The following is a 24,099-nucleotide window of genomic DNA, read 5'->3' on the forward strand; positions in this document are numbered from 1 at the left end:
CCCCCCGCCCCCCGCCCCGCCCCCCCCCCCAAAGGCGACGGTCGCGTGAAATTCGCAAAAGCCTGTCTTTATGCGTGGAATTAAAAAACCCGTGCAAGGTTTTGACCTTGCACGGGTTTTTAGTTCCGCATGGTGCCCAGGAGAGGACTCGAACCTCCACGCCCGTACGGGCACTAGCACCTGAAGCTAGCGCGTCTACCAGTTCCGCCACCTGGGCAGGTTGCGTGAGGGGGTGTTTATGGCGCGGCGCTGGCGCTGTCAACGGGGGAAATGAAGGAAAAATGCGAAGCGTGAAAAAAACCGTTCGGGCTTGTCGTGCGGCGGGCACAGGGGTATTGATGCACCCAAGAAACCCACAGGTATTCAACCGCAGGCGGAGGGCGCGACATGACGCAGCTTGTTACCATTTTTGGCGGGTCCGGCTTCGTCGGGCGATATATTGCGCGGCGTATGGCCAAGGCGGGTTGGCGTGTGCGGGTTGCAGTGCGCAGGCCCAATCAGGCGCTGCATGTCAAACCATATGGGGCGGTGGGGCAGGTTGAACCCGTATTTTGCAACATCCGCGATGATGCTTCGGTGCGCGCGGTCATGCAAGGTGCCGATGCGGTGGTCAATTGCGTGGGTATCCTGTCCGAAATCGGGCGCAACCGCTTTGATGCGGTCCAGACCGAAGGTGCGGGGCGCATTGCGCGGATCGCAGCGGAATTGCAGGTTGCGCGGCTGGTGCATGTGTCCGCGATTGGTGCTGATGCGCAATCAGAAAGCCTGTATCAACGCAGCAAGGCCCAAGGTGAAGCGCTGGTCACCCAGCATTTTCCGGGTGCGGTGATTCTGCGCCCTTCCATCATTTTCGGGGTGGAAGACCAGTTCTTCAACCGCTTCGCCGCGATGACGCGCTTTTCGCCCTTCCTGCCCGTGGTGGGGGCGGATACGCGCTTTCAACCCGTTTTCGTGGATGATGTGGCCCAGGCTGCAGAACATGCGCTGACTGGCACTGTGGCCGCCGGCATCTATGAACTGGGCGGGCCAGACCGCGCCACGTTCCGGCAGTTGATGCAAACCATGTTGTCGGAAATCCGGCGCAACCGGATTTTGGTGAATGTGCCGTTTGCCCTTGCCGGGCTGATGGGCGGGGCGCTGGATATTGCGCAGAAACTGTCACTGGGCCTGTTCACCAACACAGTGTTGACGCGCGACCAGGTGCGGAATTTGCGCCATGACAATGTGGTAAGCGACACTGCGCAGGGGTTTGACGCATTTGGAATAACCCCGACGCCAATGGATGCCGTCTTGCCGTCCTATTTGTGGGTGCACCGTCAGGGCGGCCAATACAAGGCCATCCACGAATCAGCGGCGCAACTGCGTAAAACCGGACAGTAACGCCGCGAAACAAAAGTGGCCCGGACAGCCGGGCCACCCTATGCCTGCGGCAAGGTCAGGATGCGCCGATGTTACGCGACATGTCTAAACGTGGCAGGGTCAGCGTGGCAGCAGAACCTTGTCAACAACATGAATCACACCGTTGGACTGGTTCACGTCAGAGATGGTCACACGTGCCGCATTTCCGGACTGGTCATACACCCATAGGGTTCTGCCGCGCAGCTGTGCGCTGAGGGGGGCACCTGACAGCGTTTCCATATGAAAGAAACCGTCCCGGCTGGCGCGGGCGCGGCGCATCAATTCTGCCCCGCCCAGATTGCCCGCCACCACATGCGATGTCAGCACGCGTTGCAATGTGCCCTTGTTTTCGGGTTGCAGCAAGGTATCGACAGTTCCAGCCGGAAGGGCGTCAAAGGCTGCATTGACGGGGGCAAACACGGTGAACGGTCCGGTGCCTTGCAGCGCCTCTACCAGATCGGCGGCTTGAACAGCGGCAACAAGGGTGGTGTGATCGGCAGAATTGACTGCGTTTTCAACAATGTTGCGGGTGGTCAGCATGGGGGCGCCGCCAACCATCGGGTTTTCAGACGCCAATGCGGGTGCCATAACGGCGGGGCTTGTCAGGGCCAATAGGGCCAGTATCGCCAGTTTTTTCATCACTCACTCCTGATTGTTGCGCAGGACAGTGCTGATATGCCTGTCCCATATCCAGGGAACGGGGGGACAGGCGCGAAAGTTTCAGGGCGGGGTTGTGAAATATATCCGCGATATGGCGGGCAGGTGCAAAATGCCTGGCCCCACAGGAAGCGCGTTACAGCAGGTTCCCAGTTTTGCGCGACATGCTTTAGCTGTCGCCCAGTTCGGCCACGGCCAGAACAGCGCCAGTGGGCAGCCCCGTGGGCGACCCGCCAGCGGGTTCCAGACTGACGGCCAGCACCTGACCAGCGACAAGTTCGGCACCAACGGCCAGTTCCGGCCCCCGCACCACCCCAAGCGAGCGGGGGATTTCACTGTCGTCAATCACCCATAATTCATAATCCAGCCCGCGTCCCGCATCCTGCCCGCGCAGCGTGATGGTCAATTGCGCATCCGCACTGTCAAAGCGCGCCTGCACCACCAGATCGCGGTCCGCCGCGACAAGTTCGGCCTGCAGCATCGGGCCAGCAGGCGGGGTCGAGATGTCCCAGATCATCAGGGCCAGCATCAGGATTGCAGCAAACGCAGTGCCAGATGCCAAGCCCAGAAACCATGATCTGCGTGGTGTCGGGGGCGGGGCGGGGAACAGCTGCGCTTCTGTTCGGGTCATGATATGGGCGGGGGCGTGCGCATCTTCATACATGTCATTGAGCGGCGACAGGCGGGTTTCCCAGGCCTGCACGCGGGCGGCGAAAGTGCTGTCAACAGCCGCGCGTGCCTTGGCCGCTTGCCAGTCGTCACCGTCCAGCAGGCCCAGCACATATTCAGCGGCCAGCACGTCATCGGGGGTTGGGGTATCAGATGGCTGCGCGCTCATTTCTCCAGACACTCCCTCAGGGTGATCAACGCGCGCCTTAGCCATGTGCGCATGGTGTTGAGGGGCACATCAAACCGGCTTGCCAGATCCTGATAGCTTAACCCCTGCAGATAGGCCCCTTGCAGCGCGGTTGCGCGGTCGTTGGGCAATTCCTTCATGCAGGCCAGCACGCGCTGCATTTCCGCGCGCAGCAGGGATTGTTCTTCCGCGCCGGGGGTGGGGTCGGGCAGGCGCGCTACCGGGTCATCGTGCCCGTCGCCACCATCATCAGGCCGCGCAGGCTGGGTGTGCCTGTGCGCAGGCCGCGCCGCGCGCAGGCAATCAAGGGCGTGATTTCGCGTGATCGCACAGATCCAGGCCATACCCGTCCCTTTCTCGGGGTTAAAGGCCGCGGCACGAGTCCATATCTTGATCATGACATCTTGCAATGCGTCTTCTGCATCGGACCTGTTGCCCAACATACGAACCAAGATGCCCATCAGTTTCGGACCGGCCGCAGTATACAACGCCCGCAGCGCAGTTTTGTCCTGCTGTGCAATGCGTCCCAGAAGGCGCGTTATATCGTCATCAGCCACGCGCGCGCCCCTTTTGCCCGTTTACGGCATATATGCCCTGCCTTTTGCCACGGTGCTGCCTGTTTCGTGGTCATGATTCAAGCCGCAACCGCAATTCGCGCAGAACCGGCAGGGTCTGGCGCACGCGGTCTTCGCCAAGGGTTTGGGCGATGTCGTCAATCAGCGGGCTGATGGCCGCAAGCGCCGCATCGCGCGCCGCGCGTCCTGCCGGGCTGATGGCGACCATCTTGCGCCGCGCGTCGTCCCAGTCGGGGCGAATATGAACATAGCCCGCCCATTCCAGCTTGCTTAATGTGTTGGTCATGGCCCCGCGCGTCACATGAAACGCGCGCGCCAGTTCGGCGGGGCGGCGTTCGGTATGCTGGCGCGCAAGCAGGTTCAGCACCCCGAAATGCGACAATTCCATGCCTTTGGGCAGCACTTTGGACAGCCGGTTTCGGGCCAGCTGGTCTGCCATCAACAATTCGCTGAACAATGCATTGGCCAGATCGGAACGTGGCGTGGTGCTCATGGCTGGGCGGGCCCTTCGATGGGGCGGTCATGAAACAATGCGGGAATACGGTTGCGCGCCCCCAGTATCTGGTCAAGATCAATCGTCACAAGGTCCACGCCGGGTTGGGTGCCCATATCCAGCAACACATCACCCCAAGGGGCAATGGCCATGGAATGCCCATAAGTCTGGCGCGCATGCCCTTGTGTGGCCACATGCTGGCCAGTTTGCGCGGGGGCCAGAACAAAGCAGCCCGTTTCAATGGCGCGCGCCCGCAGCAGCACGTCCCAATGCGCCGCCCCGGTCACAGGGCTGAAGGCGGCAGGCACTGTCAAAATATCGGCGCCGCCCTTCGCCAAGGCCCGATAAAGGTATGGAAACCGCAAATCGTAACAGATGCTCATGCCGATGCAGGCGAAATCGGTATCGGCCAGAACAGCCTGTGTGCCGGGACGGAACCCGCCAGATTCGCGGTAGGATTCGGTTTCCGACACCTGAACATCGAACATATGAACCTTGTCATAGCGCGCAACAATCGCCCCATGCGGCGAAATCAGGAAAGAGCGGTTCGCAAAACGGCCATCCGGGTCGCGGGTTTTCAGCGCAAGCGATCCGATCATCACCCATATGCCCAAATCCTGCGCCGCGCGGCGCAGGGCGGCAAGCGTGATGTCATCGTCTTCGTGCTGCAAGACACGCTGCTGATGCGCCCGCGAGGCGGAGACGCAATTGGTCATTTCCGGTGTCAGCGCGATTTGGGCACCGCCCGCGGCGGCCTTGCGCACATACTCCAGCGTGGTGGCCAGGTTTGCACTGGGGTCGTCACTGCAATTTAGCTGCACAAGTGCTGCGCGTAGCCCCATGGCGTCATCCATTCAGCAAGGGGTCAAGCTTGCCTGCGCGATCCAGTGCATACAACTCGTCACAGCCGCCCACATGCGTGTCCCCGATGAAGATTTGCGGCACTGTATGGCGGCCATGCGCGCGTTTCATCATTTCGGCGCGGCGCTCAGGCGTGCGGCTTACGTCAATTTCGGTGAAACTTGCCCCTTTCGCGCTTAGCAGGCGTTTTGCGGAATGACAAAAGCCGCAAAGTGGCGAGGTATATATTTCAATCGGTTGCATCGCAGGCATCCTGTCTGTCCGGGTTTGCGCGCACTATAGCCGATCATTCTGCATGTGCAACGCGCGCCAGCGCAATCACACGAACCGACGCGGCGCCGCGTGCCAGCAATGTATCAGTTGCCGCCGCGAATGTCGCCCCTGCGGTCATCACATCATCGACCAGCAGGATATGACGCCCTGCAATGCGGTGGGCTTGTCGCGGGTTGGGCCTGAAGGCCCCTTGCACATTGGCAAAGCGCGCCATCCGCCCGCGCCCGTCCTGCGTGCCGGTATACCGGCTGCGAATCAGCAAATCCGGGCAATGCGCCAGACGCAGCGTGTTGGCCAGGGCATGGGACAGCACTGCCGCCTGATTGTAGCGCCGTTTCAGCAGGCGCAACCAGTGCAGCGGGACGGGGACAACCAATGTATCTGGGCGCACCAGCGGTTGCGCGGCGCGCGCCATCCATTTTCCGGCAACGGGCGCATGGTCCAGCCGGTCATGATATTTCAGCCCAAGCAGGATCTGGCGGGCCTTGTCACCATAAACCATGACCGCGCGCCCCTGATCCCATGGTCTGGCAAGGGTCAGGCAGTCGTCACACACCGCGACCGGATCATCGGCACAGTCGCCGGGTAGGGGGGTTCCGCATAAATTGCAGCACAGACCGAAGATGAACCCCGTATCGCGCCAGCAGTGTGGGCATAGCGCGCCTTGCTCTTCGACCAGCGTTTCGCAGGTCATGCATTGCGGCGGGTAGACTGCCTGCAACACGCGCGTGGCCAGCGCTTTGCCCGTCGCGGTCAGGCGCGGCATGGTCTTTTGCCTTTCCAAGCGAATACTCCTACATACAAGGGCAATGACGCGACCACAGGCCCCGATATGACCCAAACCCCACCAGAACTGACCGACCGCGCCGCCCTGCGCCGAAACCGCCAGCGGGTGGGGACGGAAAACCAGATGCCCTTCTTGCACGCCACGGCACAAGAGGAGCTGCAGTTTCGCCTGAGTATGGTTAACAGATCGTTTAACGCACCCGCGATTGTGACGGGTTTACCCCAATACTGGCAGGATTTTTTACCCCATGCGCGGGTTGTGGCGGATGATGCCGTGCTGGATTTGCAAGAAGGGGCGCATGATCTGGTGCTGCATGTCATGGCGCTGCACTGGGCATCGGACCCGGTGGGCCAGTTGGTGCAGGCGCGGCGTGCCTTGCGCCCTGACGGGTTGTTTCTGGGGGTGCTGTTTGGCGGGCAAACCCTGTCGGAATTGCGCAGCGCCCTTGCGCAGGCGGAATCGGACCTGACAGGCGGCCTGTCGCCCAGAATTGTGCCCATGGCCGAAATCCGCGACCTTGGCGCGCTGTTGCAACGCGCGGGACTGGCCCTGCCAGTGGCAGATTCGCTGACAGTGCCAGTGGCCTATGGCAAGTTGCAGCGCCTGTTTGACGACCTGCGCGCAATGGGGGAACGCAACGCGTTGGCCGGTCGCCGCCGCGGTTTTACCCGCCCTGCGCTGTTTAGACGCACGGCCCGGAATTACGCCGCCCATTACGCCGACAGCGCGGGGCGGCTGATGGCCACATATGAGCTTATCTTCCTGACAGGATGGGCGCCCGACGCCAGCCAGCCGCGCCCCTTGCGCCCCGGTTCGGCCAAAATGTCACTGGCGGATGCGCTGGGAAGTGTGGAAACAGCCTTGCCCGATCAGGTGAAAATCCCCGGCACAGATTGATTCCCGAAGAAAAACAGTTATGTCACGCCAGACCTATCTGGACATATTGGAATGAAAGACCCTGCCATGCTTGATGCAAAGCCACAATCAACAGCGCGCGGCTGCCCCGTCCATATGGACCATCCCGGCCAGGGGCGTCTGGCCCATGCGGCCGCAGACCACCCCGCGGTACCACAGGCCAGGATTGGGGTGTTGCTGGCCAATCTGGGAACGCCGGACAATTATGATTACTGGTCCATGCGGCGCTACCTGAACGAATTTCTGTCCGACAAGCGTGTGATCGATTACCCGGCGTGGAAATGGCAACCGCTTTTGCAACTGATCATCCTGACCAAGCGGCCCTTTACGTCGGGGGCGAATTACAAATCCATCTGGAACCATGACAAGGGCGAAAGCCCCTTGATGACCATCACCAAGGACCAAACGGCCGGGATTGCGGCGGCGATTGCCGAACAGTTCGGCCAGAATGTCATGGTGGATTTCTGCATGCGCTATGGCAACCCGTCCACCCAGTCCAAGGTGGATGAAATGGTCAAGGCCGGGTGCGAGAAAATCCTGTTTTTCCCGCTATACCCCCATTACGCGGGCGCAACCTCCGCCACGGCCTGCGACCAGTTCTTTCGCGCGCTGATGGCGCAGAAATGGCAACCGGCCGCGCGCACTGTGGCCCCCTATTTCGACCACCCCGCCTATATTGACGCGCTGGCAACATCTGTTCAGCGCACATATGCCGCGATGGATGAAAAGCCCGAAGTGCTGGTGGCGTCCTATCATGGCATGCCCAAGCGGTATTTGCTGGAAGGGGACCCCTATCATTGCCAGTGCCAGAAAACCACGCGCCTGTTGCGCGAAAAACTGGGCTGGGACAAGGACAAGGTGCAGACAACTTTTCAATCTGTGTTCGGCACTGAAGAATGGCTGCGCCCCTATACGGTGGAGCATGTTGCGGAACTGGCGCGCGCGGGCGTCAAGCGGCTGGCGGTTGTGGCGCCTGCGTTTTCTGCCGATTGCATTGAAACGCTGGAAGAAATCAACGAGGAAATCCGCGAAAGCTTTGAACATGCGGGCGGCGAGCAGTTCACCTATATCCCCTGTCTGAATGATGATTCCGAACATGTCGATGCGCTTGTTCAGGTGATCGCATCAAACCTGTCCGGCTGGACCTGAGCGGGGATGTCCCCGCAACTTGCCGGATGTCTGCCGGACTCCGGCACTTATGGCGTGATCTTCCCTTGCGCGCGTCATAACTGGTTGCGGGCCGGACACGCAATCAGCTTGAACATGGTTCACATCCCTGCGCCATAGCGGTGCAAAAACGCAAAATGGCGGGCACAAGGCCCGCCATTCCCGCAAAACCGGGGTTTTGCAGATTATTTGGAAGCGACAGCAGCAGCCACAACCAGAAGCAGCATCAGCGGAACGATGATGCCAGCCGAAGAAGAACGTGTGTCTTCAACAACAACAGCTGGTTCAACAACTGGTTCTGCATATTTGCTGCCATGGCCGCCAGCAAAAGCGGATGTTGCAGCTACGGACAGTGCTGCTGCGAGTGCGATCTTTTTCATAGTAACCTCCAGTATTTACCTGCAACCCATTCATCAGGCACAGGCACCCAAGACGAAATGTCGTAAGGGTGGTGAAACCATTTTCCGCAACCAAACGCAACGCACAGATATGGTGTCCGGTGAAGGAATTTGTAGAAATCGTCAATTTCGCAACACTTTCGCGCCGTGTCGCGCAGGCATCTGCGGTTCGGGGCTTGGGGGCGCAAGGGCATAGTTGCATAACTGTCATTGCAGCCCCGATCACGTCGAGTTGTGTTTGAAAACCGCCGGCGTTGACGATATGCAGCACCCTGATAAGAAAAGGATGATCCTGACCATGTTTCGGTTTTTTGCTGTTCCCTTGCTTGGGGCGTTGTTTCTGGCCGCTTGTGACATTTCGCCTGTGCCCATGCGCATGGGGCCGGATGGCAAGCCGGTTCCGGCAGTTTACCGGATTGGCCCGAATGACGCGCCGCGCGTGCGCCAGCGCATGCAGGATGGCTTGAACACCATGCGCGCGCAACACGGCTTGGCGCCCTTGCAGGGCAACGCCGAACTGGCCAGCGCCGCCGCAACGCATGCGCAGGACATGTCCTTTCAAAGCCGCCCCTGGCACTGGGGGTCGGACGGGTCCAGCCCCATGCAACGTGTGCAGCGCGCAGGCTATCAAGGGGCCTTCGTGGGGGAAATGGTGTCAGAAACCTTCGAGACAGAGATTGAAACTGTCACCGGATGGATGAGCGAGCCTGAAACCCGCGCCGTCATACTGGATGACCGCGCCCGAGAGGTTGGCGTGGGCTGGCATCAAGACGACAATGGCAAGCTGTGGTGGACAGTGGTGCTTGGCGAACCCAATGCCGGTTTCCTGATGGCAGGGCGCTGACGCGCCCTGCCTTTGGGCCTGTGACAGGTTAAAAAGCCGCGCCTGAACGGGCGCGGCTTTTCACTTGCGCCCAAGCCTGTGACATGGCGCAGGGGGGAAATGTGCCGCTGGTGCGGCTGGAACAGGCATGCGTCAAGGGGCGTATTGCTGCGGGCGATCGGGCTTATGGGCGGGCTTATGGGGGCGTGTGGCCTGAAGGGGACATTTGCGGATATGCCCCGGTGCGGAATCAAGGCCGCAGGCCGCCGCACTATCGGCGGGCCGTCCCGCGGCCTGCCGATTACTCTGGTGGCACGCCAAGCCTTGAACGTCGGAATATGCCGCGTGGATAAAGTGAACCCCTAAAACGCCGGATCGGCAGCCCCCGGCCCGCCGACAGCGCGGGCTTCATCCAAGCGCCAACGTCCCCTTCAGGCCAGGACCTTCGCCGCCCCTATCCCTTATGCGCCCCGTCAGCCAATGTGCGCACATAGGCCAGAACCTGTTCCACAGACTTGCCCGAGGCGATTTCCTTGACGATTGCCGACCCGACAACGCACCCATCCGCAACGCTGGCAATATCTTGGGCGGTTTGCGGGGTCGAAATGCCAAAGCCCACGATAACGGGCAGCGCGGTTTGTGCCTTGATGCGGGCAACTTCCGGCCCGACCTGTGCAGCTTGCGCCGCCGCCGCCCCGGTAATACCGGTGATGGACACATAATAGACAAAGCCTGATGTGTTTTGCAAAACCTTGGGCAGGCGCTTGTCATCGGTGGTGGGGGTGGCCAGCCGGATGAAGTTCAGCCCCGCCGCCTGTGCAGGCAGGCACAGTTCGCTGTCTTCTTCGGGGGGCAGGTCAACGACGATCAACCCGTCAATGCCCGCATCGGTGGCCTTGGTCAGAAAACGGTCAACCCCCATGCTGTAGATGGGGTTGTAATAGCCCATCAACACTATGGGGGTTGTGTCATTGCCGGCCCTGAACCGGCGCACCATGTCCAGCGTCTTGTCCAATGTCTGCCCGCCATCAAGGGCGCGCTGGCCGGCCAGCTGGATTGTGGGACCATCGGCCATTGGGTCGGTGAAGGGAACGCCCAGTTCGATAACATCAACCCCGGCGGCGGGCAGGCCCTGCATAACCGACAGCGACGTTTCAAGGTCCGGATCACCCGCCATGATATAGGCAACGAAAGCCTTGCGACCTTCGGATTTCAGGGTGGCGAAGGTGGTGTCTATTCTGGTCATGTGATCCTGTCCCGAAGCTTTTGCAACGGTTTGCGGGAAATCGGCGCGGGAATCAACTGTCCCCGCGCCTGTGGCGGTTTTTTGCGTCCGCCCTTGGGGGGCACTTAGTCCTCAAACTCGATCAACAGATCCTTGGCTTCGATCTGGGTGCCCGCCTGAACATGCACGGATTTTACCACCGCGTCGCGGTCGGCATGCAGGCCGGTTTCCATTTTCATGGCTTCGATCGTCAGCAACAGATCGCCCGCCTTGACCTTCTGCCCGGCATTCACCCCGACCGAGGCTATGACACCGGGCATCGGGGCACCCATATGGGCGGGGTTGGTGATGTCGGCCTTGGCGCGCTGCGCGGTCTTGGCCTTTACCTCGCGGTTGGGGACCCGAATCGTGCGGGGCTGGCCGTTAAGTTCGAAAAACACTTTCACATCGCCGTCATCGCCCGTTTCGCCCACGGCCACAACGCGGATTTCCAATGTTTTGCCCGGCGCAATCTCGGCCGAGATTTCCTCGCCGGGTTCCATGCCGTAGAAGAAGGTTTGTGTGGGCAAGGCGCGCACTGGTCCGTAAACGCGGTGGCGGCCCATATAATCCAGAAATACCTTCGGATACATCAGATACCCGTTCAGATCCTCGTCATCGACCGTGAACCCTTCCAGTTGCTGGCTTAGATCGGCGCGCGTGGCGTCCAGATCAACGGGCGGCAGGCGCGCGCCGGGGCGGTCTGTCAGCGGCGCGTCATCCTTCAGAACCTTGCGCAAAATCCGCTCTGGCCAGCCGCCGGGGGGCTGGCCCAGATTGCCGCGCATCATGTCGATCACCGAATCAGGGAAGCTGACATCGCGCTCGGGGTTTTCAACATCGGCGCGCGTCAGCCCCTGCGACACCATCATCAGCGCCATATCGCCCACCACCTTGGAGGACGGGGTGACCTTGACGATATCACCAAACATCATGTTCACATCGGCATAGGTGCGCGCCACTTCCGGCCAGCGGTCTTCCAGCCCCATGGACCGCGCCTGCGCCTTCAGGTTGGTGAACTGTCCACCGGGCATTTCATGCAGATACACTTCGGAACTGGGGGCCTGCTGCGCAGATTCGAAGGCGGCGTAATGGGCGCGCACATCTTCCCAGTAATCCGAAATCTTGCGAATCGCGCCCATGTCCAGCCCCGTGTCGCGCTCGGTGAAACGCAGCGCTTCTACAATGGAGCCAAGCGTGGGCTGGCTGGTATTGCCCGAAAACGCATCCATCGCGGCATCTGCGGCATCCACGCCCGCTTCTGCTGCGGCCAGAATCGTGGCACCCGCAATCCCGCCCGTGTCATGGGTGTGAAAATGGATGGGCAGGCCCACATCTTCCTTCAGCGCCTTGATCAGCACGCGCGCTGAGGCGGGTTTGAGCAACCCTGCCATGTCCTTCAGGCCCAGCACATGCGCGCCCGCGGCCTTCAGGTCCTGGCCCATGCGGACATAATATTTCAGATCATATTTCGCGCGGTCAGGGTTCAGAATGTCGCCGGTATAACAAATTGTGCCTTCGCACACCTTGTTTGCGTCCAGCACAGCATCCATGGCGACGCGCATGTTTTCAACCCAGTTCAGGCTGTCGAACACGCGAAACACATCGACCCCAGTTTCGGCGGCCTGTTTGACAAAAAACTGCACCACATTGTCAGGGTAATTCGTATATCCCACCCCGTTGGACGCGCGCAGCAACATTTGCGTCATCAGGTTGGGCATGCGCGCGCGCAGATCGCGCAGGCGCTGCCAGGGGCATTCCTGCAAGAAACGGTAAGCCACGTCAAACGTGGCCCCGCCCCAGCATTCCATGCTGAACAATTGCGGCAGCATATGCGCATAGGCCGGCGCCACACGGATCATGTCGATAGAGCGCATGCGCGTGGCCAGAAGCGACTGGTGCGCATCGCGCATGGTGGTGTCGGTCAGCAAAAGGCGCTTTTCGCCCGCCATCCACTGGGCCACGGCCTGCGGCCCCTGTTCGTCCAGAATTTGCTTCGCGCCGCGCGGGGGGGTGGTGCCCGTGACAACTGGCGCAACAGGGGTTTTTATTCCGGCAGGCGGGCGCACACGCCCGGCGGTTTCCGGGTGCCCGTTGACCGTGATATCGGCAATATAGGTCAGAATTTTCGTCGCCCGGTCCAGCCGCTTGCGGAAATGGAACAGGTCATCGGTGGTGTCGATGAATTTCGTTGTATAGCTGTAATCCAGAAATGTGGGGTGTTTCAGCAGGTTGATAACGAAATCTATATTCGTGCTGACACCGCGAATGCGGAATTCGCGCAAGGCGCGGTCCATGCGCGCGATGGATTCCTCTGGCGTGGGGGCCCATGCGGTGACCTTGACCAGAAGCGAGTCATAATACCGCGTGATCACGCCGCCCGCATAGGCCGTGCCCCCGTCCAGACGAATACCCATGCCCGTGGCGCTGCGATAGGCGGTCAGGCGGCCATAATCGGGGATAAAATTGTTCAGCGGGTCTTCGGTGGTGATGCGGCATTGCATGGCGTGGCCCGACAAGGTGACATCGCCCTGGCTGGGGGTGCCGGTGGCTTCCGACAGGGTGGCCCCTTCCGCAATGCGGATCTGGGCCTTCACAATGTCAATGCCGGTGACTTCTTCGGTGACCGTATGTTCCACCTGCACGCGCGGGTTCACTTCGATGAAGTAGAAATCGCCACTGTCCATATCCATCAGGAATTCGACAGTGCCCGCGTTCTGATAGCCCACGGCGCGCCCGATCTTCAGCGCTTCTTCGCAGATGGCGGCGCGCTGGTTCGCGCTTAGATACGGGGCAGGGGCGCGTTCAACAACCTTCTGGTTGCGGCGCTGAACTGTGCAGTCGCGTTCATACAGGTGATACAGATTGCCATATGTGTCCCCCAGAAGCTGCACTTCGACATGGCGCGCGCGCTGGATCATCTTTTCCAGATACCCTTCGCCATTGCCGAATGCGGCCTCTGCCTCGCGGCGGCCCTCGCGCACTCTGGTTTCCAGTTCGTCAGGGCCATTGACCGCGCGCATGCCGCGCCCGCCCCCGCCATGGCTGGCCTTCAGCATCAGTGGATAGCCCACCTCATCGGCCATCTTGCGGATGGCGTCCATGTCATCGCCCAGAACTTCGGTGGCGGGAATGACCGGCACGCCTGCGTCAATCGCCACGCGCCGCGCACTGGCCTTGTCGCCAAGCGCGCGCATGGTTTCCGCCTTGGGGCCGATAAAGGTAATCCCGTTGGCCACACAGGCATCCACCAGTTCGGGGTTTTCCGACAGCAGGCCATAGCCGGGATGAATGGCATCTGCGCCCGACAGCCGCGCCACCCGGATGATTTCGTCAATCGACAGATAGGCCGCCACTGGCCCCATCCCTTCGCCAATACGGTAGGCTTCATCGGCCTTGAACCTGTGCAGGCCCAGCTTATCCTCTTCTGCGTAAACAGCAACTGTGCGCTTGCCCAGTTCATTGGCGGCGCGCATGATGCGGATCGCAATTTCACCACGATTGGCGATAAGGATTTTCTGAAATTCGGCCATGACGGTCCTTTCTGCGGGTGCAAAACAGTCTTGGTCTTTTGGATAGACCAGTTTTCACAGTTTCGTAAAGGGATTGTAAGGTTTCGTTAGAATTCGCCCCGCCCGTAAGCTGCGTTGCGGCATGCTGCGCCATGGTCTGGCCGTGCGTGGGCGCGCCATAACCTCAATGTCAGTAAACGGGTTGTTAAGCGGGCGCGTTTATCCTGCTGCAAAACGCGTTCAAGGATAAGGCAAAATGCGCAGAATCGTGTATCTAAGTTCATCGAAGGGCGCGCTTGATAAAGAGCAGATCGAAGACATCTTGCGCACATCGCGCCGCAACAATGAACCCGCAGGCGTAACCGGGTTTCTGGCCTATCATGACAGGTGCTTTTTCCAGGTGCTGGAAGGGCCACGCGATGTGGTCGAAGGGGTTTTGGCGCGCATCCGGCGTGATTCGCGCCATTCCAGCTTGTTGGTGCTGTCAGATACCGAAGTGGATGCACCGGCCTTCCCCAATTGGCAAATGGCCTTTGTGCCACGGGCGGATCTGGCCAATATTCTGGACAATTCCGCAATTTCCCTGACCGAACTTGCCCCCCAGGCGGACAGTTTCAGCGGGGATGGCAGGGTGAACAAACTGTTCAAAAGCTTCCTTGGCAGCTTTCGGGATTTGAACAGGGCCTGACCGGGGCCTGACCGGGGCCTGACTGGGGGCGGGCAGGGGCTGGCGTGACCGGGGCCGGGAACGTTGGGCGAACATGTCTTCCACTTCCAGACGGTTTTGGGTATGGTCACGCACATGAGCGATTTCAACACCGACCTGCCCCTGTCCGCCCGCGCCATGGCTGCGCGCCCCGCCCCCTATCTGGACGGGTTGAACCCCGCGCAGCGCCAGGCCGTCGAGGCGCTGGATGGTCCTGTGTTGATGCTAGCGGGCGCGGGCACTGGCAAAACCAAGGCGCTGACCGCGCGCATTGCGCATTTGCTCAATTCCGGTCGCGCCTTTCCGTCGCAAATTCTGGCCGTCACCTTCACCAACAAGGCCGCGCGCGAAATGAAGGTGCGTGTGGGCGGCTATATGGGCGAAGCGGTGGAAGGCATGCCATGGCTGGGCACGTTCCATTCCATCAGTGCCAAGTTGCTGCGCCGCCATGCCGAACTTGTGGGCTTGCAGTCCAGTTTCACGATTCTGGACAGTGACGACCAGCTGCGCCTGCTGAAACAACTGATTGTGGCCGCCAATATTGACGAAAAACGCTGGCCCGCGCGGCTGTTGGCAGGGATCATCGACCAATGGAAGAACCGCGCCTGGACGCCCGAACAGGTGCCCGCCAGCGAAGCCAGTGCCTTCAACAATCGCGGAACCGAATTTTACGCCGCTTATCAGGATCGGCTGAAAACCCTGAATGCCTGTGATTTCGGGGATTTGCTGCTGCATTGCATCAGCATTTTCCAGACCTGCCCGGATGTGCTGCAGGGGTATCAGACGCGGTTTCGCTATATTCTGGTGGATGAATATCAAGATACCAATGTGGCGCAATATCTGTGGTTGCGCCTGCTGGCGGGCGGGCACAAGAATATTTGCTGCGTGGGCGATGATGATCAGTCGATCTATGGCTGGCGCGGGGCCGAGGTGGGAAATATCTTGCGGTTTGAACGGGATTTTCCGGGCGCGACAGTGGTGCGGCTGGAACAGAATTACCGCTCCACCCCGCATATTCTGGCCGCTGCCGGTCAGGTGATTGCGGGCAATGAAGACCGGCTTGGAAAAACCCTGTGGACCGACGCGCAATCGGGCGAGAAACTGCGCCTGATTGGCCATTGGGACGGCGAGGAGGAGGCGCGCTGGATTGGCGAACAGATTGAGGATTTGCAGCGCGGCACCCGTGGCCTGAACCCGTTTGCCCTGAACCAGATGGCGATTCTGGTGCGGGCCAGCCACCAGATGCGCGCATTTGAAGACCGGTTTTTGACCATCGGCCTGCCCTATCGCGTGATTGGCGGCCCGCGTTTTTATGAACGCATGGAAATCCGCGATGCGATGGCCTATTTCCGGCTGGCGGTCAGTCCGGGCGATGATCTGGCCTTTGAACGGGTGGTCAATACCCCCAAACGCGGGCTTGGTGACAAGGCGCAGCAAACCATCCAGCGGATTGCGCGCGCCGCTGGCGTGTCGTTGGTGCAGGGGGCTGCGCTGGCGCTGGATCAGGGCGCGCTGGGCGGGCGCGGCGCAAAAGCGCTGCGCGAATTGCTGGACGGGATCGCGCGTTGGCATGCGGCGGTCGGGGGCAGCGTTGGGGCGCTCAGCGATGATCTGGTGGACGTGCTTGATACGGGCCAACCCCAGCCCGAGGGTAGCCATATCGAACTGGCCGAACAGATACTGGAGGAATCGGGCTACACTGAAATGTGGCTGAACGACAAGACACCCGAGGCGCCGGGGCGGCTGGACAACCTGAAAGAACTTGTCAAGGCATTGGAATCATTTGAAAACCTGCAAGGCTTTTTGGAACATATCGCTTTGGTCATGGATAATGACAGCGACGGGGCCGAGGAAAAAGTCAGCATCATGACGCTTCACGCGTCCAAGGGGCTGGAATTTCCCGTGGTGTTCTTGCCGGGCTGGGAAGATGGGTTGTTCCCCTCTCAGCGGTCCATGGATGAAAGCGGGGTCAAGGGGTTGGAGGAAGAACGCCGCCTTGCCTATGTGGGAATTACCCGCGCAGAACAGTTATGCACCGTCAGTTTTGCCGCCAATCGCAGGGTCTATGGCCAGTGGCAGGCGCAAATGCCGTCGCGGTTTGTGGATGAACTGCCTGCCGAACATGTCGATATCCTGACCCCGCCGGGCCTGTATGGGGGCGGTGGGGTGGCGGGGTCTGCAGCGCCAAGCGCGGTTGAGGATCGCGCCCTGCGCGCGGATGCCTATAATTCGCCAGGCTGGCGGCGCTTTCAGGCCGCGCAGTCCCGCCCCGTGACACAACCGCGCCCTGCCGCGCAGATGGTGATTGATGCGACAGCCTTGCCCGCATTTGACGAAGGCGCGCGGGTTTTTCACACCAAATTCGGCTATGGGCGCGTGGCGTCTGTGGACGGCGACAAACTGTTTATCGAATTTGAGAAGTCGGGCGCACGTCATGTCGTGGCGAAATTCGTTGTGCCAGCAGATCAGGCCGATGACGTGCCGTTTTGAGGGGTGTTGCGTAAAACCGCACCACCCTGACGGGCAAAACCGGGATTCGTGATTGTGGTTGAACACCACAGACAGGCGCGCATGTCGGCGTGTTTGGCGTATTGGTCAAACAATCTGCCCCGCAGGCAGAAAATTGGCCTAAAGCATGGCGCGCAAAACCGGTTCCCACTTTTGCGCAACCTGCTCTGAAATCTGGAAATAAAAAAGCGGCAGTCCCAGGGAGGAGGAGGGGGACTGCCGCTGATTTGCTTGACCCCAGGGAGGAGGAGGGGGCCGTTGCAATGTCCGGATCAGGTGATCCGATATTCGAGGGACAAAGCAGCCAGGGAGGAGGAGGGCCGCTTTATCCCAACGATCACCCCTAGGGAGGAGGACGGGGCGCTCGTTCTTGTGCCGGTTTCTGGCATTCTGCCATCGCCGGAATAGGGTGACGGTGATTGGGGAGGAGGATCAATCACCGTCGCTCTCGGACCCCAGGGAGGAGGAGGGGGTCCAAAACCATTAATTCTCGTATGCGGCCTCATATGCCAGGCGCGTGATCATGGAGCGGCTGATGCCAAGATCATCCAATTCACGGCTGCTCAGGCGGCTCAGCTCATCATGGGTGCGTTTGTAAACGCGGTAGCGTGCGAAGGTGTCAGCAACGGCTTCAACCCAACCGATAAGGTAACCAAGGGGGCGAACAGCGCTTACATTCGCGGTGATATGTGCCATTTTGCGTCTTCTCTTTTAAAGCGTGTTGCGGTCAGTGCCGCGTCTTGTTGAACCCAAGATAGCAATTTGCTGCATTCGCACAATAGACGATGCTGCAATGCGGCTATGCGCCAGCGTCATGTTTACGCTAGGGAAATTAACAAACTGCCACCAAATTGGTCCCTGTTGCGCGTGCGACACGCGCAGGCCACAAGAAGAAGGTGAGTCCCACAGTCATGTTAATTGACCAAATGTTCGGAAATAGTGTTAGCGATATCAAGGGTTTCTTGCCCACCGGCAGGCGGCGGCAGGCGGCCCCGTGTTGCCCGCAGGCAGCCGATGTGGTGCCATGCATTTAGCGCATGGGCGCGATCTTAGGGCGCGATGCCTTGCAAGACCGGCACAAAATATACAATCGCGTCGGTTATTTTTTGGGCGCCTGCGGCCCTTTGCCTGTGGCAAATCCTCAAATCAGGGGAAAATACGCTTCGGGAATCACCAAAACCCGTCTTGTTGCACGATTCCCTTTGCGCATGTCGTGCAAGAATGGGGACCGGTTTTGCGCGACATGCTTTCAGGTAAAGCATGCCTTGGGAATGGGCCGGAACGGGGCATGCTTGGGCCGGGAATTTCCTTTAGGGCATTTGATGCAGCAAATATGCGGCTTTTGTGTCGTATCGCGCGTGCGAAGCTGGGTAAACAGCCCCGCCGCCCCTTGTCGCTGTCGCATGAAAGGCTCATTTGTCAGAACAAAGCAGGAAGGGACTTCATTATGACGGTGACACGCGAAAAGGTCTTGCAGGCCCTGAAATCCATTTCATTGCCCGATGGCGGCGATCTGGTGTCGCGCGATCTGGTGCGCGCGCTGGTTGTCGATGGCGGCGCGGTGCGGTTTGTGCTGGAAGCCGAAACTGCCGAAATGGCCCAGCGGCTGGCCCCTGCGCGTCAGGATGCCGAAGCGGCGGTCAAGGCGCTTGACGGTGTGGCGCGGGTGTCGGTGGCCCTGACGGCGCATGGCCCCGCCCAAAAACCGCAAGGGGCCGCCCCGTCGCTGAAAATCGGGGGCCATGCCCGCCCGCAGGGTGACAAGCAAGCCGTGCCCGGCGTGCGCCATATTGTGGCCGTGGGGTCTGGCAAGGGCGGGGTCGGCAAGTCCACAGTGGCATCCAACCTTGCGGTTGCGCTGGCGCGTCTGGGGGTGCGGGTCGGGTTGCTGGACGCTGATATATACGGTCCCAGCCAGCCAAAGATGATGGGCGTGGACCGCAGGCCCGCGTCCCCTGATGGCAAGAAAATCATTCCGTTGCAGGCGCATGGCGTCACAATGATTTCCATTGGCCTGATGTTGAAAGCAGATGAAGCCGTTATCTGGCGTGGCCCCATGTTGATGGGGGCGTTGCAGCAACTTCTGACGCAGGTGGAATGGGGCGACCTGGACATCCTGATCATCGACATGCCGCCGGGCACAGGCGATATTCAACTGACGCTGTGCCAGAAATTCGATGTGCGCGGTGCAATTGTGGTATCCACCCCGCAGGATGTGGCGCTGCTGGATGCGCGCAAGGCGCTGCGCGCGTTCCAGACATTGAAAACCCCTATTCTGGGACTGGTCGAAAACATGTCGACCTATATCTGTCCCAATTGCGGGCATGAGGACCATATTTTCGGCGAAGGCGGTGTCCGCGTGGAAGCGCAAAAGCAGGGCTTGGCCTTTTTGGGGGAATTGCCGCTAAGCATTGAAGTGCGGCTGGCGGGCGATGGTGGCATTCCCGTTGCGGCCACCGACAGCCCTGTTGCCCGCGCCTATGAGCGTATGGCCCAACGCTTGATAGATGCGATCTGACGCAGGGGGCGCCACGGTTTTTGGGAATGGCCGGGACCGGATGGCCCTCATGGTATTTCATGGGAATGGCGGGTTTGTGGTCCTGCCGTCCCAAGTGCTGGCGGGTCACGCACGAATCAACGGTCTGTGATTCGGCGTTACCTGCAGTAATTTGCATTTAACACCCCAAAATCTGCCGTCCTGACATGCGATTTTGTTGCATATGCGCAACTTTAGTGTGTTTGGCTAAAAATATTCTCGTATTTTCCTCATTTGGCGCCGCCCTGAATGGGATTGTGTGGGTGCGCGGCATTTGGGGCGGTTCTTGCAATGTTCACGCTACATCTAGTTGTAAATGCCAAAGGTTAACAGAATACAGGGGTGCAGTGCCCCAAACCCTGTTTGCTCTGCCCGTATTTTTCAGTTGATTACCATGCAATCCCATGGCATCCCTTTTGACAAGGTAGACGGGCATTAAGGGGCAACCAAAGACCCCGACCGAGGCAGACAGTTTCATACAGGCACCCGCTTTATCTTGAAACAAAACAGATCCGGCGCGCTTGCAGGCAGCATCCCCTCCCCCAAGGACGCAAGCGCAAACCGGGCACCCAGCGATGGGACAGTCGGCGGATCGGGCAGTGGCAGCAGCTCGATCCGCCGTTTCCATTTTCAGACCCCGCCTTATGGGGTCCATGGCAAAAAGGGACCGCCGCGCAGTGGCACGCAGGTTCAGAGGCTCCTTCCACCAGAAGGTGGACAGCAAGGGAAGGGTATCAATCCCGGCCTCATTCCGGCGTGTTGTCGAAACCGGCGACCCGGACTGGACCGACGGCCTGCGCCCCAATCTTGTCATTGTCTACGGGCTGGATGACCAGACATGGCTGGATTGCTACACGGTCAACGCCATTGAAGATATCGAGGAACGCATCGACCAGATGCAGCCGGGCAGCGATGACCGCGAAGCGCTGGAATTGCTGTTTCACGGTCTGGCACAGGACATGCAGATTGATGAAGACGGGCGTATCGTGCTGCCCCAGAAGCTGCGCGACAAGATCGGGCTGGATGGCGATGAAAAAGCGCTGTTCATCGCGTTGGGCGACAGGTTCCAGATCTGGCGCGAAGACACGTTTGAGGCCACCAAAACCGCGGCAACCCGCGCCTACATGGCCGATCAGGGACCGCGCTTCAACCCGCTGACAAAATTGCCGCCGCGCCCCGGTTCCTCATGACCGAGCAAGAACACACCCCCCATATCCCGGTATTGATACGCCCCATTCTGGCCCATCTGGCCCCTGTTTCCGGGCTGTGGGTGGATGGCACATTCGGCGCGGGCGGGTATGCGCGCGCGCTGCTGGACGGGGGCGCAGATCAGGTTATCGGTATCGACCGCGACCCCATGGCGCTGGATATGGCGCGCGCATGGGCGGGGCGCTATGGCGACAGGTTGCGGCTGGTTCAGGGGAATTTCGCGCAGCTTGACACCCATGCTGGCGGTCTGGTGGATGGCATTGTGCTGGATCTTGGCGTGTCATCCATGCAACTGGATCAGGCCGAACGCGGGTTTTCCTTCGGCAAGGACGGGCCGCTGGACATGCGCATGTCGCAATCAGGGCCAAGCGCTGCCGATCTGGTGAATTCCGCGCCCGAAGCTGTGCTGGCCGATATCCTGTATCATTACGGCGAAGAACGCGCATCGCGCCGGATTGCGCGCGCAATTGCGCGCGCCCGCACGGACGCGCCCATCACCACCACCTTGCATCTGTCGCAGATTGTTTCAAGCTGCCTGCCGCGCCCCAAACCGGGCCAAAGCCACCCTGCCACGCGCAGTTTTCAGGCGTTGCGCATTGCAGTGAACACTGAATTCGAATCGCTTGTGCAGGGGCTGGAAGCGGCAGAACGCGCGCTGCGTCCGGGCGGCAAACTGGCGGTTGTCAGTTTTCATTCCCTTGAAGACCGCATCGTGAAGCGCTTCTTGCATCTGCGTGCGGGGCAGGGCGGGCGGGCCAACCGCTACGCCCCCGAAGCGCCCAGTGATGCGCCGCGTTTCACGCTGATCGAAAAGCGCGGTGTCAGTGCGGATGCTGATGAACTGGCGCAAAACCCGCGTGCGCGGTCTGCACGCCTGCGCATGGCGCTGCGCACGGATGCGCCTGCGGCCAAAGCCGACCGGGCCGCCCTTGGGTTGCCCGGACTTGCCCTTGATAATCTGGAATAGGACAAAATGCGAAGCTTGCTGTATTTCCTGACCGCTTTGGCCGTGATTGGCCTTGCTGCATGGGCCTACCGTGAAAATCATCTGACCCAGCAAGCCATGAACGAACGCGGTGCCCTGCAACGAGAGGTTGAGAGCCTTGGGAATGCAATTACCATCCAGCGCACCGAATGGGCCTATCTGAACCGGCCCGACCGCCTGCGCGACTTGGTGGATGTCAATTTCGAACGCTTGCGGCTGGTGCCGATGACCGCAGATCATTTCGGCGAAATCGGGCAGGTGGCCTACCCTTTGCCGGTGTTGCGCAGCGACTATTCCACAGCGGTTGAAGTGTTCGGCGATCTGCAGAACCTGTCCGATCAACCACAGGGGGAACCATGATCCGCACGCCATTGCGCCCGCTGGCGCGTGTGCTTAAAGCGCGCGAAACCGGCCAGAACCCTGACCATATCGAACAGGAAAACCGCCGCTTGCGGCTGGAAAACATGCGCGATGCGGCCCGCAATCAGGCCGAAGGGCGGTTGCTGACGCTGGCATTGCTGTTTTTGTGCGGGTTCGTGTTGCTGGGGGCCAGAATGGGGTTGCTGGCGGCCACCGAACCGCTGGAATTGCGTGTGGGCATGGCCGAGGATATTTCCAGCGCGCGCGCCGACATTCTGGACCGTGACGGGCGGGTGCTGGCCACCAACCTGCCGACACACGCGCTTTATGCCGAAACCCGCCGCATGGTGGACCCGCTGCGCGCCGCGCGCGAACTGGCCCGCATCTTCCCCGATATGGATGCCGAGCGCATGGCCGCGCGGTTCACTGATCCGCAGCGCCGCTTCATCTGGATACGGGCGCAGCTGTCGCCCGAACAGCAACAGGCCGTGCATGACATTGGCGAACCCGGCCTGTTGTTTGGTCCGCGGGACATGCGCGTTTATCCAAACGGGCGGATGGCCGCGCATGTGCTGGGCGGCGCGCGTTTTGGTCAGCAAGGGGTGCGTGCCGCCGAACTTCTGGGTGTTGCCGGCACTGAACTGTTCTTTGACGCCCGCCTGCGCGACCCTGAACAGGTGAACGCCCCCTTGCATCTGTCGCTTGATCTGACAGTTCAGGCCACGGTGACCGAGGTTCTGGAAGGCGGCATGCACATGTTGAACGCCAAAGGCGCGTCTGCGGTGCTGATGGATGTCTACACTGGTGAAGTGATCAGCCTTGTTTCCTTGCCGGATTTTGACCCCAACCTGCGCCCCGCCCCCCCCACCGAGGGCGAACCGGCTGACAGCCCGCTGTTCAACCGCGCTGTGCAGGGCTATTATGAACTTGGGTCGGTGATGAAAAGCTTTGCCGTGGCCCAGGCGCTGGATATCGGAACCCTTACCCCGCAAAGCATTGTTGATACGCGCGGCCCGCTGACATGGGGCCGGTTTCGCATTAATGACTTCCGCAATTATGGGCCGCAACTGTCGGTCAAGGATGTGATGGTCAAATCCTCCAATATCGGAACCGCGCGCATCATGCAGCCCATCGGCGCCGAGGCCCAGCAGGACTTCTTGCGCAAATTCGGGTTCCTGGACCCCGCCCCAATTGAACTGGCCGAAGCGGCCCGCGCGCGCCCGCTGTTGCCTGAACGCTGGTCTGACCTGTCGGTCATGACAATTTCTTACGGACATGGCATGTCCACCAGCCCGCTGGCGCTGGCTGCGGGCTATGCCAGCCTTGTCAATGGCGGGCGCAAGATTACGCCCACCTTGCTGCGTCAGGACAATGTGCAGGCAGGCCCGCAAATCATTTCGGCGCAGACATCGCAGCAAATGCGCCTGATGTTGCATCAGGTTGTGCAAGAAGGCACAGCGTCTTTTGCGCGCATTCCCGGCTATCCCGTGGGCGGCAAGACCGGATCGGCGGACAAACCGGGGCCGCGCGGCGGATATATGAAAGATGCGGTTCTGGCAACATTCGCCAGCGTGTTCCCGTCGCATGACCCGCGCTATGTGCTGATTGTCACGCTGGATGAAGGCGCCGACACCACCGGCCCTGAACCGCGCCGCACGGCAGGCTGGACGGCGGTTCCCGTCTCCGCCGAGATCACACGCCGGGTTGCGCCCTTGCTGGATATTCGCCCCGTTCGGCTGGAAGCTGCCAACGCCGCCTTCGAGGCAGCTGTTCAATGACCCATCGGCCATTGAACAGCGCTTGGGTTTCGGGCTAA

At 60.3% G+C, this 24,099-nt stretch carries 22 protein-coding genes and 1 tRNA gene; 11 read left to right on the forward strand and 12 right to left on the reverse strand.

All coding sequences use genetic code 11. The annotated features are described in order from the left end of the window. Nucleotides 1–130 precede the first annotated feature (130 nt). Nucleotides 131–217 (reverse strand) — tRNA-Leu (locus ACTZWY_RS08750). Between the two features lie 170 nt (nucleotides 218–387). Here ACTZWY_RS08750 and ACTZWY_RS08755 point away from each other — a divergent pair. Further along, the gene (locus ACTZWY_RS08755; RefSeq protein ID WP_444790316.1) at nucleotides 388–1,380 is read left to right on the forward strand and encodes a complex I NDUFA9 subunit family protein; all 993 of its coding nucleotides are present in this window, start codon (nucleotides 388–390) and stop codon (nucleotides 1,378–1,380) included. Between the two features lie 99 nt (nucleotides 1,381–1,479). Here ACTZWY_RS08755 and ACTZWY_RS08760 read toward each other — a convergent pair whose 3' ends face one another. From ACTZWY_RS08760 to ACTZWY_RS08790, 7 genes are all read right to left on the reverse strand, one after another. Next, nucleotides 1,480–2,037: a fasciclin domain-containing protein gene (locus ACTZWY_RS08760; RefSeq protein ID WP_444790317.1), complete on the reverse strand. Its 558-nt coding sequence runs from the start codon at nucleotides 2,035–2,037 to the stop codon at nucleotides 1,480–1,482. A gap of 187 nt (nucleotides 2,038–2,224) precedes the next feature. Continuing rightward, nucleotides 2,225–2,893 carry an anti-sigma factor gene (locus tag ACTZWY_RS08765; protein ID WP_444790318.1) on the reverse strand — a complete coding sequence of 223 codons (669 nt, stop codon included), beginning with the start codon at nucleotides 2,891–2,893 and terminating at the stop codon, nucleotides 2,225–2,227. Further along, nucleotides 2,890–3,468: a sigma-70 family RNA polymerase sigma factor gene (locus tag ACTZWY_RS08770; protein ID WP_444790319.1), complete on the reverse strand. Its 579-nt coding sequence runs from the start codon at nucleotides 3,466–3,468 to the stop codon at nucleotides 2,890–2,892. The genes ACTZWY_RS08765 and ACTZWY_RS08770 overlap by 4 nt, the downstream gene beginning before the upstream one ends. Nucleotides 3,469–3,538: 70 nt before the next feature. After that, complete coding sequence (locus ACTZWY_RS08775) at nucleotides 3,539–3,979, reverse strand: MarR family winged helix-turn-helix transcriptional regulator (protein WP_444790320.1); 441 nt, start codon at nucleotides 3,977–3,979, stop codon at nucleotides 3,539–3,541. After that, a complete protein-coding gene (locus ACTZWY_RS08780; protein WP_444790321.1) occupies nucleotides 3,976–4,821 on the reverse strand; it encodes a carbon-nitrogen hydrolase family protein in 846 nt (281 codons plus the stop codon). The genes ACTZWY_RS08775 and ACTZWY_RS08780 overlap by 4 nt, the downstream gene beginning before the upstream one ends. Before the next feature lie 4 nt (nucleotides 4,822–4,825). Next, entirely contained in the window at nucleotides 4,826–5,083 is a 258-nt protein-coding gene (gene grxC / locus ACTZWY_RS08785) for a glutaredoxin 3 (protein WP_444790322.1), read from the reverse strand. Nucleotides 5,084–5,126: 43 nt separating this feature from the next. Next, nucleotides 5,127–5,879 carry a ComF family protein gene (locus ACTZWY_RS08790; RefSeq protein ID WP_444790408.1) on the reverse strand — a complete coding sequence of 251 codons (753 nt, stop codon included), beginning with the start codon at nucleotides 5,877–5,879 and terminating at the stop codon, nucleotides 5,127–5,129. A 66-nt stretch (nucleotides 5,880–5,945) separates the two neighbouring features. Between ACTZWY_RS08790 and ACTZWY_RS08795 the strand changes: the two genes are divergently transcribed. Next, the gene (locus ACTZWY_RS08795; RefSeq protein WP_444790323.1) at nucleotides 5,946–6,797 is read left to right on the forward strand and encodes a methyltransferase domain-containing protein; all 852 of its coding nucleotides are present in this window, start codon (nucleotides 5,946–5,948) and stop codon (nucleotides 6,795–6,797) included. A gap of 66 nt (nucleotides 6,798–6,863) precedes the next feature. Further along, nucleotides 6,864–7,964, forward strand: coding sequence for a ferrochelatase (gene hemH, locus ACTZWY_RS08800; RefSeq protein WP_444790409.1), 1,101 nt, complete (start codon nucleotides 6,864–6,866; stop codon nucleotides 7,962–7,964). Between the two features lie 203 nt (nucleotides 7,965–8,167). Here hemH and ACTZWY_RS08805 read toward each other — a convergent pair whose 3' ends face one another. Beyond that, nucleotides 8,168–8,362 (reverse strand): hypothetical protein, encoded by a 195-nt coding sequence (locus ACTZWY_RS08805; RefSeq protein ID WP_444790324.1) that lies wholly within the window; start codon nucleotides 8,360–8,362, stop codon nucleotides 8,168–8,170. Between the two features lie 316 nt (nucleotides 8,363–8,678). Between ACTZWY_RS08805 and dalA the strand changes: the two genes are divergently transcribed. Continuing rightward, nucleotides 8,679–9,224 (forward strand): divisome-associated lipoprotein DalA, encoded by a 546-nt coding sequence (gene dalA, locus ACTZWY_RS08810; RefSeq protein WP_444790325.1) that lies wholly within the window; start codon nucleotides 8,679–8,681, stop codon nucleotides 9,222–9,224. 433 nt (nucleotides 9,225–9,657) lie between these two features. Here the strand turns inward: dalA and trpA are convergent, their stop codons facing one another. After that, a complete protein-coding gene (gene trpA, locus ACTZWY_RS08815) occupies nucleotides 9,658–10,449 on the reverse strand; it encodes a tryptophan synthase subunit alpha (protein ID WP_444790326.1) in 792 nt (263 codons plus the stop codon). A 104-nt stretch (nucleotides 10,450–10,553) separates the two neighbouring features. After that, nucleotides 10,554–14,000 carry a pyruvate carboxylase gene (locus ACTZWY_RS08820; protein WP_444790327.1) on the reverse strand — a complete coding sequence of 1,149 codons (3,447 nt, stop codon included), beginning with the start codon at nucleotides 13,998–14,000 and terminating at the stop codon, nucleotides 10,554–10,556. Between the two features lie 235 nt (nucleotides 14,001–14,235). Between ACTZWY_RS08820 and ACTZWY_RS08825 the strand changes: the two genes are divergently transcribed. Both ACTZWY_RS08825 and ACTZWY_RS08830 read left to right on the forward strand, forming a co-directional pair. Continuing rightward, entirely contained in the window at nucleotides 14,236–14,667 is a 432-nt protein-coding gene (locus tag ACTZWY_RS08825) for a BLUF domain-containing protein (RefSeq protein WP_444790328.1), read from the forward strand. Between the two features lie 114 nt (nucleotides 14,668–14,781). Next, nucleotides 14,782–17,175, forward strand: coding sequence for an ATP-dependent helicase (locus ACTZWY_RS08830; protein ID WP_444790329.1), 2,394 nt, complete (start codon nucleotides 14,782–14,784; stop codon nucleotides 17,173–17,175). A gap of 501 nt (nucleotides 17,176–17,676) precedes the next feature. Here ACTZWY_RS08830 and ACTZWY_RS08835 read toward each other — a convergent pair. Then, complete coding sequence (locus tag ACTZWY_RS08835; RefSeq protein ID WP_444790330.1) at nucleotides 17,677–17,889, reverse strand: DUF1127 domain-containing protein; 213 nt, start codon at nucleotides 17,887–17,889, stop codon at nucleotides 17,677–17,679. A gap of 751 nt (nucleotides 17,890–18,640) precedes the next feature. On the opposite strand from ACTZWY_RS08835, the gene ACTZWY_RS08840 reads away from it, so the two are divergent. The 5 genes from ACTZWY_RS08840 to ACTZWY_RS08860 all read left to right on the forward strand — a co-directional run bounded on the left by ACTZWY_RS08840 (nucleotide 18,641) and on the right by ACTZWY_RS08860 (nucleotide 24,061). Further along, a complete protein-coding gene (locus ACTZWY_RS08840) occupies nucleotides 18,641–19,711 on the forward strand; it encodes an Mrp/NBP35 family ATP-binding protein (RefSeq protein ID WP_444790331.1) in 1,071 nt (356 codons plus the stop codon). A 671-nt stretch (nucleotides 19,712–20,382) separates the two neighbouring features. Beyond that, complete coding sequence (gene mraZ, locus ACTZWY_RS08845; RefSeq protein WP_444790332.1) at nucleotides 20,383–20,919, forward strand: division/cell wall cluster transcriptional repressor MraZ; 537 nt, start codon at nucleotides 20,383–20,385, stop codon at nucleotides 20,917–20,919. Further along, on the forward strand, nucleotides 20,916–21,905 hold the full coding sequence (gene rsmH, locus ACTZWY_RS08850) for a 16S rRNA (cytosine(1402)-N(4))-methyltransferase RsmH (RefSeq protein ID WP_444790333.1): 990 nt from the start codon (nucleotides 20,916–20,918) through the stop codon (nucleotides 21,903–21,905). The genes mraZ and rsmH overlap by 4 nt, the downstream gene beginning before the upstream one ends. 6 nt (nucleotides 21,906–21,911) lie before the next feature. Then, complete coding sequence (gene ftsL / locus ACTZWY_RS08855) at nucleotides 21,912–22,283, forward strand: cell division protein FtsL (RefSeq protein ID WP_444790334.1); 372 nt, start codon at nucleotides 21,912–21,914, stop codon at nucleotides 22,281–22,283. Beyond that, on the forward strand, nucleotides 22,280–24,061 hold the full coding sequence (locus ACTZWY_RS08860; RefSeq protein ID WP_444790335.1) for a peptidoglycan D,D-transpeptidase FtsI family protein: 1,782 nt from the start codon (nucleotides 22,280–22,282) through the stop codon (nucleotides 24,059–24,061). Before ftsL ends, ACTZWY_RS08860 begins: the two co-directional genes overlap by 4 nt. Nucleotides 24,062–24,099 lie beyond the last annotated feature (38 nt).

The sequence above is a fragment of the Roseinatronobacter sp. NSM genome (genome assembly GCF_052379845.1).
GTDB lineage: Bacteria > Pseudomonadota > Alphaproteobacteria > Rhodobacterales > Rhodobacteraceae > Roseinatronobacter.